Origin of the sequence: Chryseobacterium sp. CY350 (assembly GCF_027945075.1) — a bacterium.
Classification (GTDB): domain Bacteria; phylum Bacteroidota; class Bacteroidia; order Flavobacteriales; family Weeksellaceae; genus Chryseobacterium.
On record NZ_CP116034.1, the window covers coordinates 3,413,312 to 3,430,909 of the forward strand.

Here is a 17,598-nt window from a genome sequence, read left to right on the forward strand (position 1 = left end):
TTATTTAGCAGACTGCTTAAAGCGAAGCTCAACTTATTGATTCTTAAATTCTTAATAAATCTTAATGGTTTAAATAATAACAATAATTTAAATATCTGCAATTTTCTGAATTTGAAAAATCTTTGTGAGCTTGGCTGAGTGGAACGCCTTTGCGAGCTTAAAATATACATCGAGTTTTAAAAGAAAAATCTTAGCGTACTTGCGTTTAAAACACAGCAGATATTAAACAGAGTATTTAAAATATGGCTAGTAAAATACTTACTTTCGGTGAAGTAATCATGAGGCTTTCACCTCCCGGAAACAAAACAATGAAACAGAGCCACGAGATGGAGTTCTTTTTCGGCGGAACTGAGCTCAACGTAGCTTCCTCATTGGCAACAATGGGTTGCGATGTGACGCACATCAGTAATGTTTCTGACGATTTTGTGGGAGAATCTGCATTGTCTTTCATCAAAAGTTTCGGAATAAATACAACTTTCATCAATAAAAACGAACATCCTTTAGGTTTATATTTCCTTGAAGTAGGGGCATCCGTTCGTGCGAGCAGAATTGCTTACAACAGACTGAACGGTTCTTTTGCCAACATCAAACCCGAACAGGTAGACTGGAAAAAAGCTCTGGAAGGTTGCGACTATTTCCACTGGACAGGCATCAGCCCCGGAATTTCCGAAGGTGCTTACGAAACTTTGAAAGAAGGTTTATTGACAGCCAGAGAAATGGGAATTGAAGTGACAACCGATCCTGCTTACCGTTCCAACCTTTGGAAATATGGTAAAAACGGAAACGAAGTTTTAAAGGAATTGGTTTCTTACTCAACGATTTTTATCGGTGGAGTGAATGAAATTAATGAGATTTTGGGAACTCAATTTTCGTCAGATCAGCAAGGTTTTATTGAAGCCTGTGAAGAATTAAAAAAACAATGTCCTTCTATTCATAAAATTTTCGACAAAATAAGAATTGGGGTTACAGCGAGTTCTCAACAAACGCAGGGAAGAGCTTTGATTAACGGGAATTATTTTGAAACTAAATTTTTAGAAATAGACAACGTAGTCGACAGAATCGGAACGGGAGATGCTTTTGCCGCAGGTTTAATTTACGGTCTATTAAATTTCGATGACGAAAAAGCACTGAATTTCGCCAACGCAGCCTGCGCCATCAAACACACGATTCTAGGTGACATCAATTACTGCAGCGCAGAAGATATCCTCGAAGTAATGGCCGGAAATTCCGGAGGAAGAATCAAAAGGTAGCTTTTCGCTTTTGGCTGTTAGCTTTTGGCAATTGGCTTAGTGCTTAAAATAAACATTGCGGACTTAGCTTAGTGAAATCGAAGATTCGACGAAGTCAAACGCCTTTGCGAACTTAAAAATATACATCAAGTTTTAAAAAGAAAATCTTTGCGCTCTTTGCGATAAAAAAAGGAAGTGTTGAAGTTACAGCATACCAAAGGATGGTTAAACCTCCATCAAAGATTATTTTAACAAAATAATTCAACAAAAATGACAAAAATTCAATTGGTTACAAACACCATCATCAATCAGGGAGCTTTGCCTCTGTATTACAATGCTGATGAAACGGTAACTTTAGAAATATTGAGATCGCTTTACAAAGCAGGAATCCGCGCAGTAGAATATACCAGCCGTGGAGAAGCTGCGTTGAGCAATTTCACAAAAATGGTAGAAGTACGTAATGCAGAAATGCTTGAAATGCTTCTCGGAATCGGCACCATCAAAAATGTAAAACAAGCTGAAGAATATTACAAAGCGGGAGCAGATTTCTTTATCAGTCCGGGTTTTGTAGCGGAAGTTGCAGCATTTCTAATTCCGAAAGATGTGTTGTACAGTCCGGGTTGTATGACTCCGACAGAAATTATTGAGGCGGAAACAGCTGGGGTAACTTTCATTAAATTATTCCCGGGGAATGCTTTGGGACCAGGATTTATGAGTGCCATCAAAGACGTTTTCCCAAATCTGAAATTTATGCCGACAGGAGGTGTTGATACTACGAAAGAAAGTATTGACAGTTGGTTCAAGTCGGGAGTTTCTGCAGTGGGAATGGGAAGCAAGCTGGTAAGCAAAGAATTAATGCTTGCGAAAGACTATGCGACGATAGAAAATGAAACCAAAAAAGTGCTGGATATTATTCAGACTTTAAAATAAATAAAATTGACTATGAGTTCAGTTAAATCTCTTAAGCCGACGCAATACAGATGGACGATTTGTCTGCTGTTATTTCTCGCCACCACAATCAATTATCTCGATCGTCAGGTTTTATCATTGACGTGGAAAGATTTTATAGCACCGGAATTTCATTGGAATAACAACGATTACGGAAATATCACGGCATTATTCTCTATATTTTATGCAGTGGGAATGCTTTTCGCAGGAAAATTCGTTGACTTCATGGATACCAAAAAAGGTTTTCTTTGGGCTATCGGAGTTTGGTCTATCGGTGCAGTTTTACACGCATTCTGTGGAATCGCAACGTCAGGAATCCTTACCGGAACTTGGACGGCTGGTTTTCATGGTTCTAAAGAATTGATTGGTACAGTGTCTAACACTTCTGCGATCATCAGTACAAGTGTTACCTTATTTGTTTTTGCACGTTTCGTATTGGCAATTGGTGAAGCAGGAAATTTCCCGGCGGCAATCAAAACTACGGCAGAATATTTCCCTAAAAAAGACAGAGCATTTTCTACAAGTATCTGGAACGCCGGAGCTACTGTTGGAGCTTTGGCAGCACCGCTTACAATTCCATTTATTGCAAAGTCAATGGGTTGGGAATGGGCGTTTATCATTATTGGTGCGCTAGGATTTGTATGGATGGGACTTTGGGTTTTCGTTTACAAAAAGCCACATTTACACAAGAGAGTTAACGAGCACGAATTAACGTATATCAATCAGGATCAGGATGATCTTCCGAATGAAGACACTTACGTTCCTGAAAAAGTATTTACGTTCAAAGAATGCTTCAGCTACAGACAGACTTGGGCTTTTGCCTTCGGTAAATTTATGACAGACGGAGTTTGGTGGTTCTTTTTATTCTGGACTCCGGCTTATTTAAGTTCGGTTTACGGAATGGATTCCACACAAAGTGCATTGCCATTATTCGTATTATACATGATCACTTTACTATCCATTATCGGTGGATGGCTTCCAAAATATTTTGTTGAAAAGAAAGGAATGAACGCTTACAACGGAAGAATGAAAGCGATGTTGATTTTCGCATTTTTCCCTCTGTTGGCGCTTTTAGCACAACCTTTAGGAACGATTACCTATTGGCTTCCGGTTTTAATTATTGGAGTTGCAGGAGCAGCGCATCAGGCTTGGTCTGCAAACATCTTCTCAACAGTTGGCGATATGTTTCCGAAAAAAGCCATCGCAACCATCACTGGAATTGGCGGAATGGCTGGAGGAATAGGTTCATTTATCATTAATAAATCTTCAGGAGTTTTATTTGATCACGCTCACAAAGCATGGTCAACTGTTGACGGAGTTCCGTTATTGGAAAAATATCCACAATACGTAAACGATCGTTTGCCGGATGGTTTCTTTGAGCAGTTAGAAAAATCAGGAGCGGTAGTTTCAGACGGAATTGATAAAGGCTACATGATCATTTTCTCAATCTGTGCAGTCGCTTACCTTATTGCATGGGTGGTAATGAAATCATTGGTTCCTAAATATAAAGTGATCAGTAAATAAATTAAAATTTAAACCATTAAGGAGAATTAAGAAGTTAAGAAAGATTTAGAATTTGCTTGCAAACTGAAGTGCATACTTTAGAAATTTATTTCTCTTAAATAACCTAAACCCCTTAATAAATCTTAATGATTCAAATATAAAACTTTGAGTTCTTAGCTAAGTAGAACGCCTTTGCGAACTTAAAAATATACATCAAGTTTTAAAAAGAAAATCTTTGCGCCCTTTGCGTTTAAAAAAGCATTAAGATTTCATCGAATTAAAAACACAATTTAATTCAAATTAGAAAAATGGAAAATCAGACAAAACAACAGTTAAACCGCCAAAACAGCGGAATAGATACAAAATTACCAATCAAAATCCTACAATTCGGGGGAGGAAACTTCATGCGTGGATTTACTGATTATGTGATTGATAAATTAAATAAAGAAGCAGGTTTCCACGCAGGAATTGTCAACATACAGCCTACACCAAACGGTTCAGTTCACAAGCTTGAAGAACAGGGAAATCTCTACACTTTATTTTCAAGAGGAATCAAAAAAGGTGAAATCATCGATGAAAAATGTGTGATTTCGGCAATTCAGAAGTCAGTAAATCCTTACACAGATTACAACAGTTTCTTAGAATTAGCAAAAGAAGAAGAACTAGAATTTGTTTTTTCAAATACAACCGAAACCGGAATTGCTTACGACGAAACAGAAAATACCTATGAAGGTCCGCACAAAAATTTCCCTGCGAAAGTGGCGGTTTTACTTCACGAAAGATATAAGCATTTCAATGGAGCGGCAGACAAAGGTTTAAGAATTATTCCTTGCGAGCTGATCGAAGAAAATGCGGTTGTTTTAAAAGGTATTATTTTAAAATATGCCCAACTTTGGAATTTAGAAGAAGGTTTTGCGCAATGGATTGAACAAAGCAATCACTTCCACAATACTTTGGTCGACAGAATCGTTCCGGGCTATCCGAAAGATGATGCTGCAACCTATGAAGACCAGTTGGATTATGAAGATCCGATGATGGTAGTTTCTGAAACATTCCTTTTGTGGGTGATTCAGGGAGGTGAAGATTTAAAAAAGAGAATTCCTTTCGATCAGATCAATGAACAGATTTTGGTGGTGGATGATATTCAGCCGTACCGTTTGAGAAAAGTGAGAATTCTGAATGGCGGACATACGTTGATGTTGGCTCCGGCAATTTTAGCAGGAAAAGAAATCGTAAAAGAAGCAATCGATGACCAGTTTATCGGAACTTTTTTAAGCGATTCTATTTTTAATGAAGTGAATCAGACTTTAGGTTTGGATGAAACTGAACTGAAGGAATTTGCGGAAGAAGTGTTCGACAGATTCAGAAATCCTTTCATCAAGCATCATTTGGCAAGCATCGCTTTATATTTTGTTTCTAAATTTAAAGTGAGAGTGGTTCCGAGTTTGTTGACGTATGTTGAAAGAAATAATAAACTTCCGTTGAATTTAACATTCTCTCTGGCAAGTTTAATCAGATTCTATCAGGGAAGTTTTGGTGAAAAATCTCTTCCTTTGAATGACGAAGAAGCCATCGTAAACAGATTCAAAGAAATCTGGAAAAACGAAGATTACGAAGTAGTTTCAGAACAGGCATTAAGCGAAAAACTATTCTGGGAGACCGACCTTACACAGGTTGAAGGCCTGAAAGCCGCAGTAGCAAAAGCATTGTACGAAATCGACCACAATGATATGGAAACTGCTTACAAAAATTTTATTCAATTTTATTCTTAAACAATCATGCAAAAGAAAGTACTGAAAGTAAATCCCAAAGACAACGTTATTGTAGCGCTGTTGGATTTACCTGCCGGAGAATCGGTGCACTTAGACGGTACAGATTATACGATTCTTAAAGATATTAAAGCAAAACATAAATTCGCTGCCGTAGATTTTGAGGATGGCGACCATATTTTAATGTATGGCGTTATCGTTGGAAAAGCCAACCAATCCATCAGACAGGGCGAAGTCATTACTACCGAAAATGTAAAGCACCAAAGTGCAAAAGTGGTCGGCAAAACCGAAACTTTAGGCTGGACTCCACCCAATGTTGACAAATGGAAAGACCGTACGTTTATGGGCTACCACCGTGAAGACGGACAGGTAGGAACAGAAAACGTCTGGCTCTTCTTCCCGTTGGTATTCTGCGAAAACAAAAATATCGAAACGCTGAAGGATATTTTTGAAAAAGAATTGCTTCACGATAAAGCCAGCAAACACCAGTTGTTACTTCGTTCGTTATTAAACGGTGGCGCAACTGTTGAAGTTGAAGAAGAAGAACCGGATACAAGAATATTTAAAAATATCGATGCAAGATTCATCACGCATCAGGGCGGTTGTGGCGGAATCCGTCAGGACGCTGAAGCATTGGGGAGACTGTTTGCAGGATATGTCAACAACCCGAATGTGGCGGGAGCTACGGTTCTCAGCTTAGGGTGTCAGAATCTTCAGGTACAGATTTTCATGGATTCACTGCACGCATTGGCTCCAAATAATAAAAAACCGATTGTCGTTTATGAACAGCAAAAATCGGGTACCATCGATGAAATGCTGACCGGCGTTATTAAAGATTCATATGAGGGTATTAAAAAAGCCAACGAAATAGAGAGAAAACCTGCCTCCATCACCAAACTGAACATCGGTTTGGAATGTGGTGGCTCAGACGGTTTCTCAGGAATTTCTGCAAACCCTGTTTTGGGTGAAGTTTCCGATATTATGGCGGCAGTGGGCGGAACAACCATGTTGGCCGAATTCCCTGAATTATGTGGAGTAGAGCAGGAGTTGGTCAACCGTTGCATCAACGATGAAGACGGAGTAAAATTCCTGAAACTGATGAAAGATTTTGAAGCCTCTGTGGTTGCGGCAGGTTCAGGATTTGATATGAATCCGTCCCCAGGTAACATTAAAGATGGTTTAATTACCGATGCCATGAAATCTGCTGGAGCATCCAAAAAGGGCGGAGCGGCTCCAATTGTAGAAGTTCTCGATTTTACAGAATATGCTACAAAACCAGGTCTGAATCTTTTATGCACTCCCGGAAATGATGCTGAATGTACAACAGCGTTAGTTGGTTCAGGTGCAACAGTGGTACTTTTCACCACAGGTCTTGGAACTCCGATGGGAAATCCTATTACGCCTGTTGTGAAGATTTCTTCCAACACGGTTTTGGCAGAAAAAATGTCAGACATTATTGATTTCAATGCTGGTACCGTAATCAGCGGAGAAAAAACAATTCCCGAAGCAGCAGACGAACTTCTGGAACTCATCATCAACGTAGCCAGCGGCGAAGTAAAAACCAAGGCTGACGTTCTTAATCAGAATGATTTCATTCCATGGAGACGAGGAGTCTCTCTGTAATGGGTTAATTATATTAAATATTAGGGTTGAAAATGCTTTCTACATCGTGTAGGGAGCATTTTCTTTTTTGGGTGATTGCACAGTTTTATAATTTAAATTATGATGATTGTGGGAGGAAATCACGGAATTAAACTCTTATAATTCTTCATACTATATAATTTTTTCTTTTTTAGCATTGGCTAAATAACTTAATTTTATTTTTTCCTTTGCTTCTTCCACACTAATTGTTTTATTTGCCTTAATACTAACAAAAGATAATGCTGCTCCTATAATCGATGTCAAAGGTATAATTTGAGGATTTGTCATAAAACCTAACGTCACTCCAGAGGTTAATCCTGTTATCAGATTACCGAAATTAAGTTCTGTTACTAAATTATATTTCGATGAAAGTGAAAATTTTTCATTTGAAACTTGATTAACATTTTCGAGGACTTTTTTCAATTTTAATAAGCTTTTTTTTGATTGAAAATCTTTGTCTGGAGAGTTTATTATTTCAAAATAAAATGAATCTAGAGTTTCATGTAATTCATCAAGTTCAGACTGTCTTCTTCTTTTAAAATCTATTATGTCTTCAATAGAAGTTTCTTGAGTAGGTACTGGTAAACACTCATTAATTTCAACTTTTAAAGAATTAAACTCCTTAACGTTTTTATCACCTAAAATTAATTCTTCGCCAATTTGATGAAGAATCCAATCAACATCTTTATCATTTTTTATCAAATCATTAGCAACTATTTTTTGACTTTCTAAAAATAGATTTACTTGTGAAGATGTACTCCAGCTCGGAAAATTGACCCTTGGTCTTGAGATAATGTTTTCTGAAATTAGCATCTCTTCATGTGGAATAGCATAATGAATCATTCCATTTGTAGGTAATACAACTTTATCGTAATATAATATGTAATAATATAAATCTTGTATTGTGATATTAGAACTAACGGCTACGCCATTATGTGATTGTCTTTGCATTTTAGCTGGAGATGCAATAATTCCTCTTTTCATAATTATTAAGTTTATTCAAAATAACAACTATTCTAAATAACAATTTTATTTTTTTATAAATATATGTAAGAAAAATTCAGCAATGCTCGGACGGTTTTTCTAATCTTAGTCACTAATAACTAAAAATAAAAAAGTCACAGACTACAAATTTGTGAACTTAATAAAATCATAAAATATATTTCGGTAGGAACAATATCAATATGGTATCCTAAAACAAATGCTAATCTCGAAAGAATATCAATTCCTACCGAATGCTTTCCTAGTTCAATGCGACTTTTGATGCCTCGGATTTATAATCCGTGACAATTACATCCAAAAAAACCACCCCGTCAAAAATTCTTTCGAATTTTCGCCACCCCTCCGGAGGAGGGGAATTTTTCACATGTAGACTTTTGTTTAAAATTTGACTTTCATTTTTCTAAATGATGATAACCCTTCCAAGTTAATGCCTTACGCAATTCCACTCCCTTGGAGGGGTGGATTTTTTAGCAGAAAAAAGACGGGGTGGTTAAAACAGTATATAGGTAACACCCAATTCTTTCACTCATCCTACCAAAACAAAAACATAGCCCATTCTCGCACCAGCGAAAAACAAAAGTAGTTTCTACATTCTTGCGAAAACAAACCACCCCGTCAAAAATTCTTTCGAATTTTCGCCACCCCTCCGAAGGAGGGGAATTTATCACGTGTAGACGTTTGTTGAAAATTTGAGATTCATTTTTCTAAATGTGGATAACCCTTCCAAGTTTATGCCTCACGCAATTCCCCTCCCTTGGAGGGGTGGATTTTTTCGCAGAAAAAAGACGGGGTGGTTAAAACAGCCTACAAGCAACACAACAATTCCTACACGCATTCTACGAAAACAAAAACCCATCCCTCCACGTCCCCAACCCAAAATTCCACGTTCCGAACCCCAACCTACACGTCCAAAACCTATTACGACCCGTTCCGAAGAAGTCCCGATACGTTCTGTAAAGGTTTCGATACGTTGTACAGCCTATCCCGATACGTTCATCAGACGTTTGTCGGGGTTATCTACGTCTCCGATGAGGTTCTCAATACATCCGTACAGGTTATACAACCGATTGCGACAGGTAAAAGATAGGTCGGGATAGGTAGAAGACCGCTCCCGACTTATCTACAACGTATCCCGATGGGTAAACAACTGCTTCCGACCATCAAGTAACGTCTCCGGATAGTTGAAAGACGTCTTCGAAGCTATTCGAAACGTATCGGAAATGGTGAAGAATGTCTCCCAAGTATTTAGCAACGTATCGAACCGCTTGAAAGATGGTTTCAAAGCATAATAATACCCCTCCAAATTATTGAAGGGGCAAATGTTAATTATTGTTTTACTTTTTCTCCGCAGGTGGAGCGGTAGAGGTTGAATTTTTCACAAAGAATTGTTTCAGATCTTTATACTTATCTTCAAATCCGGTTGCTGATGTCCCTGCTTTGTAGGTGGTGAAAGAATAATCTACCAACGCCGACTGATAGTTGTCGTAATCATGAAGTGTCTTCGCATTATTCAGTCTTGTAATCACGCTTTCGAGCCTGCTGATCATGGTTTCCATATTGTTTCGGGAACTGTGATCTCTGTTGAATTCGTCCCAGTCTACTTCCGGAGAGCTCAGGTTTGGCTGGCTTTGGTTGTAGTCATTGACTTTGTTCACAAAGAGTTTGTTTTGCTCGTTGATGCTTCCGTAGCGTTTACGTTCATCGGCAGAAAGATTGATCGTGATTTCAGCGATTGCGCTTTCCAATGCCGCGATAGCATCCTGTGCCGCAGTGATTTTTGCACTGCTCAAATGGGTGGAGTTCAAATTTGTTAATCCCATCATTTTTGATTTTAAAGGTTAGTATGTTATGAGTAAAATCGTGTGTTTTTTTTGTAATGGAAAACTAAGGTAGGAAAAATTTTAAAAAGGGAATGAAAATTTTGAATGCCTGAAATAGTTGTTAATTACTTGCGAAAACAAACCACCCCGTCAAAAAATTCTTTCGAATTTTCGCCACCCCTCCGTAGGAGGGGAATTCACACGGGTAGACTTAGTTGAATATTTCAATATATTATCTAAATTTATATAATCGTCCTACATTGATGCGTAGCAAAAATTCCCCTCTCTTGGAGGGGTGGATTTTTTCGAAGAAAGAAGACGGGGTGGTTAAAAAGAACACAAACAAAAACACAAACAGATGAAAGAAATATTAACCCTAATCAACGGAATCCCTATCCGTAGAAACTTCGTAGAAAATCTCCCTTACAATCCCGAACTAAAACCATTATTACACGGAAAACGAAAAGCAGGAATCTTAAGTGAAGTAATATTTTGGAATCGAGTTCGGGCAAAATGCTTTCATGAGATAGATTTTGACAGGCAGAGAATTATAGGAAATTATATCGTTGATTTTTATGTTAAGAAATTAGGATTGGTTATTGAAATTGATGGCTGGAGTCATGATGTAAAAAAAGATTACGATGATATGAGGCAAAAGTATTTGGAATCTTTAGGACTGAAAATATTTAAAGCTAACGATTTTGATGTGAAGAATAATTTGGGTAAGGTGGTGAAGGATCTGGAGGATTTTGTTGTTCAGAATTATGGGTGCTGAAAACCACCCCGTCTTAATTTTCTTTGAAAATTAATCCACCCCCCAGAGGAGGGAAATTTTTTCAACGTTGACTTTCTGTTGAATATTTTTGTCATACAATTCTAAATTTGAATTTGAGACTGAGCCTTCTTAAACACACAATAATTCCCCTCCTTTGGAGGGGTGGATTCTTTCGCAGAAAGAAGACGGGGTGGTTATTGAGTGTAAACAAAATCCAAATCTTTTAAAAACTTAAGCATACAAAAAAAGTAAAAGGGCTGAAATTTTCACTTCAGCCCCGCATGGTAAAACATTGTAATTCCAGACAGATTTTTTATCCTGTTACTTTCAGGTTCTGAATTTTTCCGTCAGCAATTTTAAAATGGAATTTCAAAATCAGAGGACTTCCCGGAAATGATCCTGCAATTTTTGCCGATAATATATCTTCTTTTTCATCATAATTTAATGGCTCCATTGTGGCCTTATAGTCTGTTTTGGATTTGTCGATCCACTTTTCAATTTCTGCCTTTCCATCATGCTTTTTGCCTTCATCAGATACCTGGGCATTTTCGGCGAAAAGGTCTGCATAGGCAGCGCTGTCAAATTCATTTTGGCTCGTTACTAATTCTGCAATTACTTTAGGTAAGTTCATAATATTATATTTTTTGAGTTATTAAATAGTTGGTACGGTTCCTCCGTCGATTACATATTCGGTTCCTGTTAAATAGCTGGCTCTTGGAGATACAAGAAAACCTACAAATTCTGCGACTTCTCTCGGTTCGGCAGGTCTGCCAAAAGGAATTCCGCCCAGTGCATTCATCACTCCTTGTTGCGCTTCTTCTACAGTGCTGTTTGCGTTTCTTGCAATTTCGCCCAACCAGTCTTTCGATGCTGTCGTATTGATCCATACCGGTGAAACAGCCAAAACACGAACACCTTTTGGCGTCACTTCATTCGACAGGCTTTTACTGTAATTTCTCAATGCTGCTTTTGAAGCGGCGTAAGGCAAAGTAGAATCATATAAAGGAAGCTTACCCTGAATGGAAGCAATGTGGATAATAACGCCACTTTCCCGCTCAATCATCTGGGGCAAAAATCCTCTGTCCAATCGTACCGGAGCCAGTAAATTAGCCTTTAATGTAGATTCCCAGTCTTCATCTGATAATGCATTAAACCCTCCGGCGGGTGTTGTTGAAGAGCCAAGGTTGTTGATCAGAATATCAAGTCGGCCGTACGCAGACATTACTTCACTGATTACTTTCTGTGTTCCTTCCGCAGTACTCAAATCAGCAGCAATGAAATGCAGATTGCTGTTTTCTTCTTCCGGTGCATTTCTTGCGGAAATGAGTACTGTTGCACCGGCCTGCAATAGTCTTTCTGCAATCGCTTTTCCAGCCCCTTTTGTACCTCCGGTTACCAAAGCAATTTTGCCTGATAACTCATTGTTGAAATTAAATTATTCCATTTTTATATTAATTTATAGGGCAAAATTGGGGTATAAAAACAGTTTGTACAAGTACGGAATTACGATTCAGATCGGGAAAAATTATTCCCCTATTGTGCAAATCGGAACATACGTTTAAATTTGCTTTATGTATGAGAGAAAAATAATCCCAAACTTAAATTGCGGTCTTGATCTGATCGGTGAAGTGCTTTACGGCAAATGGAAAATACGTCTGCTCTGGTTCATAGATCAGGGACATCAGCGACCGAGTGAATTGCAGCGTAAAATTCCTGATGCCACAAGAAGAGTTTTAAATATTCAGTTAAAAGAATTGGAAGATCACGAATTGATTACCAAGAAAATTTACCCTGTAGTACCGCCCAAAGTAGAGTATAGTCTTACTGAATTGGGTAAAAGCGTTATTCCGGTAATTTTGCAGCTCGGAATCTGGGGCGATCAGAACGAAACGCATTTGCGTACCGTTATTTTAAAGCGTCTGAATGCAGAAAGTGATTCCCTACGCTTGGATGAATGAGGATTGAACATTGAGTCGCTATAGTAAGATAGTGGTATCATTACATAATGTAAAATACCCCTCCCTTGGAGGGGTGGCGAAAATTCAAAGAATTTTTGACGGGGTGGTTTAAGAGTATTTTAAAAAAGTATTAAAACAAAAAATCACTTCCTCTTCGAAGATTTCCTTACGCAAATTTTAGGGGCAAGTACAACTTTCTTTTCAATAGAAACTCCAGAAGAATTATCTTTAATATTATCCAAAAAAACCTGCCCTGCCATATTTCCCATCAATAAAGGGGTTTGATCGATAGAACTCATTGGTAGTTCCATAAATTGGGTAAAAGGCTCATTGGAAAAACCGATAACAGCTACTTCTTGAGGGATTTTTATTTTTCGTTTCTTTAATTCCTGACAAGCTCCTAAAGCAGTAGAATCACTCGCAGAAAAAATAGCATCGGGAACTGATGAGCTGTTCCAAAGTTTTTTCACGGCATCAATTCCGGCGTCGATCGAACTTCCCGTAGAAATGATGCTTTCTTCTTTTACCTGAAATTTGTGGTCGATTAATGCTTGCTTATAGCCATTCAGACGGTTTTGATAAATCTCAAGATTCAGATCTCCTGCAAAGTGACAGATGTTTTTGTAGCCTTCCGAAATCAGATGTTCAGTCGCCATGTAACCACCGCGGTAATCATCAATCGTCACGGTACTTATTCCTGGAATATCTTTCTTTCTGTCAAAGAAAATAATAGGTGTATTGGTCGTATTTAAAATATGCTGAATATGTTCCGTATCAATTGTAGTTCTTGATACAGACATGAAAATTCCGTCAACCTGAGCATTTAACAATGTATTCAGATGTTTTTTTTCGGTTAAAACATCTTCGTGACTCTGGCAGATAATGACGTGATAACCGTGGGGAGAAAGTTCTTCCTCGATTCCACGGATGACAGACGAGAAAAAGTTGGTATTGATATATGGAACGATGATCCCGATGTTTTTTGTTTCTCCGCTTTTCAATGCTTTGGCAAGATTATTCTGCTTGTAGTTCATTTCCTTTGCGGTTTTTACTACAAGCTCTTTTGTTGCCTGGCTAATTCTCGGGTTATCGTTCAGCGCTCTGGAAACCGTTGCCACACTTACGTTCAGCTTTCTTGAAATGTCATAAATGGTGGCATTTTTCTTTGTCATAGGTATTCTGGAATATCGTTATTTTTCCTTCAGGATATAGTCGTAAATTTAATCAAATTAACCTTATCAGCACACGAAAAGTAACTATTTTGTGACTTTTATTCCTTAAAGTAAAGTACAGAACTTTTAGCGAATCGGAATACAGTCAGTATTAAATTTCATCAATGTTCAATTATTCTTCTGCTGTATTTTAATTTAGGCCAATGTATTTGTTACTTTTGCATCTTAAACACAAATATTTATAATGCACAGTCTTTTACCTTTTCTATTGGCAATGGTCGCCGTCATCGTTCTCCTGAATATGTTTGCTGCCAAACTGAGAGTTGCTTATCCTATTTTATTAGTCGTTGGTGGTTTAGCGATCAGCTTTATACCGGGATTGCCTGTTATAAAAATTGATCCTGATCTTATTTTCTTCATATTTCTTCCACCATTATTATTTGAAGCTGCATGGAGTATTTCCTTTAAAGAAATGAAAAAATGGTGGCGCATCATTGGAAGTTTTGCTTTTCTAGTTGTTTTCTTTACGGCTTTGTCAGTGGCTTTGTTGACCAATTATTATATTCCCGGATTTACGATTGCTTTAGGATTTTTGCTTGGCGGAATCGTCTCTCCGCCAGATGCTGTAAGTACAGGAGCGATTACGAAATTTGTCAGCATCCCAAAGTCTACAGCAACAATTCTTGAAGGTGAAAGTTTACTGAATGATGCTTCTTCGTTAATTATTTTTCGGTTTGCTTTGGTAGCAGTCGGAACAGGTCAGTTTATCTGGCAGGATGCGACGATGAGTTTTTTTTGGATGGTGATTGGTGGTGCAGGAATCGGGCTGCTTTTAGGTTGGCTTTTTGTAAAAGCGCACAAGATTCTTCCTACCGATGCACCCTCAGACATTGCATTAACGATCATTGAGCCCTATATTATGTACTGGATTGCCGAACAGTTTCACAGTTCGGGAGTTTTGGCAGTGGTTGCTGGTGGACTTTATATGTCTGCAAGGCGATTGAAATTTCTCAACAGCACCAGCAGAATCCACGCTTACAGTGTTTGGGAAAGTCTGATTTTCATATTAAACGGAATCGTTTTCTTAATCATTGGTCTAGAGCTTCCAGAAATTGTAGATGGTCTGAAAGAAGATCATATTCCTCTCCAAACCGCGATCGGTTATGGTGTTTTGGTTACAGTAATTCTGATCGCCGCGAGAATGATCAGTTCATATGCCGCATTGGTTGCTACTGTAATATTTCGCCCAAGTGTACAGCCTCACGCATCTTCAAGAGCACGACGATGGATGATGCCGCTTCTATTGGGATGGACAGGAATGCGTGGCGTAGTTTCTCTTGCTGCTGCATTGGCAATTCCTGTAACTTTGAGCAATGGTGAACCTTTCCCGCACCGGAATTTAATTTTGTTTATCACATTTGTAGTTATTTTATTGACCCTTTTGGTGCAAGGTCTCACATTGCCTTATATTATTAAAAGAACTCAATTTTTTGACGGTATTTTTAATGAAGAAGATGAAGAAACAACCAAGAAAAAGATTAAGAAAGACCTTAAGATTCATATGCATCAGTTTCTGAAAGAGAAATATCAAAACGAACTCAAAGATAACGCAGGTATGGAAATGTTTCTAAAACATTGGGAAGAACGTACAAATGCTACTGATGACAGCTGGATGAATGATCTGACTAAAACGATTTTTATAGAAATGCTGGAAATTCAGCGCGATTATCTTGCGGAATTGAATAAGGATCCTAAAATCAATGAAGAAATCATCCGTCAGCAATTATATCAGATTGATCTGGAAGAAGAACGGTTGAAGATGATATAATCTGATTGTATGTTTATGAAAAATATTACTAAAAATAGTATTGTCAGCTTTTTGAAGAGAATTTTGCTTGTGGCATTAGTTGTTTTTGTTGCTACATTTTTGCAGTTTTACTGGTCGATGGGGAAACTCTCGGATCGTATTTCGAGTTCTTGTTTAGAATGCTGGTTTGTGGAAGATGCTTTCAAAATGTCATTAATAACAGCTGTTTTTCTTTTAATTATATTTAAATTTATCTCCTCCATAAACAAGGTATTAAAAGTTATTACTCAATTTTTACTTTTAATTTCTGTATGGTTTTTCTGGGATTATACAATTTTTGTAGAACGAGAATCATCGTGGAGCACTTATCTTTTTAATGAAGAACTATATTATGTTGCTACGTTTTCAACCATGCCGATTTTAGTTTTGTCTTTTGTAACAATCTTTGTCATCAATTCTGAGAAAATAATTAAAAATGATAAGGTATTATAAAGAAAACCCACCGAATTATCAGTGGGTTTCTATATTAAAATTAAATGTTTGAATTTATTTTTCCCAAACCTTTTCGATTTCCTCAAGAGATTTTCCTTTGGTTTCTGGAACCCATTTCCATACAAAGAAGAGCGAAAGAACACTCATCACTCCATAAAACCCGTAAGTAAATGCTCCACTGAATTCCATCATAAAAGGATAAGTTGATGAAATTAAATAATTCGCTGCCCACTGAGCGGCAACAGCAATTGCAATCGCACTTCCTCTTATTTTATTAGGGAAAATTTCTGAGATCAGAACCCAGCATATTGGTCCCCAAGACATCATAAATGAAGCCGTGTAAACAATGATAAATACCAAAGTTGCAATTCCGATAATTTGATAATAGGATAAAATTGCAATCGCAAACATTCCAATCGCCATTCCGACAGAACCTACAATCAATAAAGGCTTCCTTCCCCATTTATCCACGGTGAAAATAGCGATAACGGTAAATACAACATTCACCAGTCCCATCACCACGGTTTGCAGCATGGATGAATCCTTATGAACACCCATACTTTCGAAAATTCTTGGAGCGTAATATAAAGCCACGTTAATTCCCACAAACTGCTGGAAAACAGAAAGCAAAATTCCAATCACGATCACAGTTTTCCCGAAGGCGAAAATTTCACTTTTATGTTCTACAACGGTGCTTTTTATTTCAGAGAAAATTTCTTTTCCTCGAGCTTCACCATTGATTTTTGTTAAAATTTTCAAGGCTTCCGCATCTTTATTAATGAAAGTCAGATAACGTGGAGTTTCAGGAACAAAAAACAGAAGAATTCCAAACAAAGCAGAAGGAATCGTCAGTGATAAAAACATATATCTCCATCCGATTTCGTTGATCCATTCTACGGTTTGTCCGCTTGCGATGCCCCAGTTCACAAAGTAAACCACGAGCATCCCGAAAATAATGGCAAACTGATTCAGTGATACCAGTTTACCACGTATTTCGGCAGGTGCAATCTCACCAATGTACATCGGGCAGACCGCCGAAGCGAGTCCCACACCGATTCCACCAATGATCCTATAAAAATTAAATGCCAGCAAAACACCCATAGAATGTTCGCCGTGTTTGAAGAATAAAAATTCAGGATACGCCGCTCCTAAAGCACTGATGAAGAACAGAAACGCCGAAAGCATCAACGATTTTTTTCTTCCCAGCTTCGTGGAGATCATCCCGGAAATAGCGCCTCCGATGATGCATCCGATCAATGCACTCGAGATGGTCGCTCCGTGTGCGAGTGAACTCAAGCCCAAAGGAATGATCAGGTATTCCTGAATCGATTTTTCGGCTCCGGAGATCACTGCCGTGTCGTATCCAAACAAAAGTCCTCCCAAAGTGGCAACCAACGTGAGTACAGTAACGTACAGCATATTGATCTGCGCCTTTGTTCCTGAAGAATATTTAGGACCAGAATCTATTATTTGCATAGTTTG

Annotated in this window: 14 protein-coding genes and 1 pseudogene; 9 read left to right on the forward strand and 6 right to left on the reverse strand. The window is 38.0% G+C overall.

Going from position 1 to position 17,598, the window contains the following annotated elements:
• Positions 1–242 precede the first annotated feature (242 nt).
• The 5 genes from PGH12_RS15940 (at position 243) to PGH12_RS15960 (ending at position 7,072) form a co-directional block, all read left to right on the forward strand.
• A complete protein-coding gene (locus PGH12_RS15940) occupies positions 243–1,250 on the forward strand; it encodes a sugar kinase (protein WP_267598473.1) in 1,008 nt (335 codons plus the stop codon).
• A 249-nt stretch (positions 1,251–1,499) separates the two neighbouring features.
• The gene (locus tag PGH12_RS15945; RefSeq protein ID WP_267598474.1) at positions 1,500–2,159 is read left to right on the forward strand and encodes a beta/alpha barrel domain-containing protein; all 660 of its coding nucleotides are present in this window, start codon (positions 1,500–1,502) and stop codon (positions 2,157–2,159) included.
• Between the two features lie 12 nt (positions 2,160–2,171).
• On the forward strand, positions 2,172–3,701 hold the full coding sequence (locus tag PGH12_RS15950) for an MFS transporter (RefSeq protein WP_267598475.1): 1,530 nt from the start codon (positions 2,172–2,174) through the stop codon (positions 3,699–3,701).
• A 287-nt stretch (positions 3,702–3,988) separates the two neighbouring features.
• Positions 3,989–5,452 carry a tagaturonate reductase gene (locus PGH12_RS15955; RefSeq protein WP_267598476.1) on the forward strand — a complete coding sequence of 488 codons (1,464 nt, stop codon included), beginning with the start codon at positions 3,989–3,991 and terminating at the stop codon, positions 5,450–5,452.
• 6 nt (positions 5,453–5,458) lie between these two features.
• Complete coding sequence (locus tag PGH12_RS15960) at positions 5,459–7,072, forward strand: UxaA family hydrolase (RefSeq protein WP_267598477.1); 1,614 nt, start codon at positions 5,459–5,461, stop codon at positions 7,070–7,072.
• 150 nt (positions 7,073–7,222) lie between these two features.
• On the opposite strand, the gene PGH12_RS15965 is transcribed toward PGH12_RS15960, so the two are convergent.
• Positions 7,223–8,074, reverse strand: a complete 852-nt coding sequence (locus PGH12_RS15965) for a DUF6236 family protein (protein ID WP_267598478.1) — start codon at positions 8,072–8,074, stop codon at positions 7,223–7,225.
• 1,352 nt (positions 8,075–9,426) lie between these two features.
• On the reverse strand, positions 9,427–9,912 hold the full coding sequence (locus tag PGH12_RS15970) for a hypothetical protein (RefSeq protein WP_267598479.1): 486 nt from the start codon (positions 9,910–9,912) through the stop codon (positions 9,427–9,429).
• Positions 9,913–10,270: 358 nt separating this feature from the next.
• Between PGH12_RS15970 and PGH12_RS15975 the strand changes: the two genes are divergently transcribed.
• Complete coding sequence (locus PGH12_RS15975; RefSeq protein ID WP_267598480.1) at positions 10,271–10,687, forward strand: endonuclease domain-containing protein; 417 nt, start codon at positions 10,271–10,273, stop codon at positions 10,685–10,687.
• A gap of 313 nt (positions 10,688–11,000) precedes the next feature.
• Here PGH12_RS15975 and PGH12_RS15980 read toward each other — a convergent pair whose 3' ends face one another.
• The gene (locus PGH12_RS15980) at positions 11,001–11,318 is read right to left on the reverse strand and encodes a nuclear transport factor 2 family protein (RefSeq protein ID WP_267598481.1); all 318 of its coding nucleotides are present in this window, start codon (positions 11,316–11,318) and stop codon (positions 11,001–11,003) included.
• 21 nt (positions 11,319–11,339) lie between these two features.
• Positions 11,340–12,104 (reverse strand): annotated as a pseudogene (locus PGH12_RS15985) (SDR family oxidoreductase); the annotation flags it as partial.
• Between the two features lie 154 nt (positions 12,105–12,258).
• On the opposite strand from PGH12_RS15985, the gene PGH12_RS15990 reads away from it, so the two are divergent.
• A complete protein-coding gene (locus tag PGH12_RS15990) occupies positions 12,259–12,645 on the forward strand; it encodes a winged helix-turn-helix transcriptional regulator (RefSeq protein WP_267598482.1) in 387 nt (128 codons plus the stop codon).
• A gap of 143 nt (positions 12,646–12,788) precedes the next feature.
• On the opposite strand, the gene PGH12_RS15995 is transcribed toward PGH12_RS15990, so the two are convergent.
• Positions 12,789–13,817, reverse strand: coding sequence for a LacI family DNA-binding transcriptional regulator (locus PGH12_RS15995; protein ID WP_267598483.1), 1,029 nt, complete (start codon positions 13,815–13,817; stop codon positions 12,789–12,791).
• Positions 13,818–14,061: 244 nt separating this feature from the next.
• On the opposite strand from PGH12_RS15995, the gene PGH12_RS16000 reads away from it, so the two are divergent.
• Positions 14,062–15,645 (forward strand): Na+/H+ antiporter, encoded by a 1,584-nt coding sequence (locus PGH12_RS16000; RefSeq protein ID WP_267598484.1) that lies wholly within the window; start codon positions 14,062–14,064, stop codon positions 15,643–15,645.
• Between the two features lie 15 nt (positions 15,646–15,660).
• On the forward strand, positions 15,661–16,116 hold the full coding sequence (locus tag PGH12_RS16005) for a hypothetical protein (RefSeq protein ID WP_267598485.1): 456 nt from the start codon (positions 15,661–15,663) through the stop codon (positions 16,114–16,116).
• Positions 16,117–16,170: 54 nt separating this feature from the next.
• Here PGH12_RS16005 and xylE read toward each other — a convergent pair whose 3' ends face one another.
• Positions 16,171–17,592 carry a D-xylose transporter XylE gene (xylE, locus tag PGH12_RS16010; protein WP_076557925.1) on the reverse strand — a complete coding sequence of 474 codons (1,422 nt, stop codon included), beginning with the start codon at positions 17,590–17,592 and terminating at the stop codon, positions 16,171–16,173.
• Positions 17,593–17,598: the final 6 nt, after the last annotated feature.

Excerpts from the sequence above, each read along its gene's own strand:
- PGH12_RS15980 (WP_267598481.1), bottom strand. The coding sequence starts at position 11,318 with ATGAACTTACCTAAAGTAATTGCAGAATTAGTAACGAGCCAAAATGAA.
- PGH12_RS15970 (WP_267598479.1), bottom strand. The coding sequence starts at position 9,912 with ATGGGATTAACAAATTTGAACTCCACCCATTTGAGCAGTGCAAAAATC.
- PGH12_RS15960 (WP_267598477.1), top strand. The coding sequence starts at position 5,459 with ATGCAAAAGAAAGTACTGAAAGTAAATCCCAAAGACAACGTTATTGTA.
- PGH12_RS15955 (WP_267598476.1), top strand. The coding sequence starts at position 3,989 with ATGGAAAATCAGACAAAACAACAGTTAAACCGCCAAAACAGCGGAATA.
- PGH12_RS15965 (WP_267598478.1), bottom strand. The coding sequence starts at position 8,074 with ATGAAAAGAGGAATTATTGCATCTCCAGCTAAAATGCAAAGACAATCA.
- PGH12_RS15945 (WP_267598474.1), top strand. The coding sequence starts at position 1,500 with ATGACAAAAATTCAATTGGTTACAAACACCATCATCAATCAGGGAGCT.
- PGH12_RS16005 (WP_267598485.1), top strand. The coding sequence starts at position 15,661 with ATGAAAAATATTACTAAAAATAGTATTGTCAGCTTTTTGAAGAGAATT.
- PGH12_RS16000 (WP_267598484.1), top strand. The coding sequence starts at position 14,062 with ATGCACAGTCTTTTACCTTTTCTATTGGCAATGGTCGCCGTCATCGTT.
- PGH12_RS15990 (WP_267598482.1), top strand. The coding sequence starts at position 12,259 with ATGTATGAGAGAAAAATAATCCCAAACTTAAATTGCGGTCTTGATCTG.
- PGH12_RS15940 (WP_267598473.1), top strand. The coding sequence starts at position 243 with ATGGCTAGTAAAATACTTACTTTCGGTGAAGTAATCATGAGGCTTTCA.
- PGH12_RS15950 (WP_267598475.1), top strand. The coding sequence starts at position 2,172 with ATGAGTTCAGTTAAATCTCTTAAGCCGACGCAATACAGATGGACGATT.
- xylE (WP_076557925.1), bottom strand. The coding sequence starts at position 17,592 with ATGCAAATAATAGATTCTGGTCCTAAATATTCTTCAGGAACAAAGGCG.
- PGH12_RS15975 (WP_267598480.1), top strand. The coding sequence starts at position 10,271 with ATGAAAGAAATATTAACCCTAATCAACGGAATCCCTATCCGTAGAAAC.
- PGH12_RS15995 (WP_267598483.1), bottom strand. The coding sequence starts at position 13,817 with ATGACAAAGAAAAATGCCACCATTTATGACATTTCAAGAAAGCTGAAC.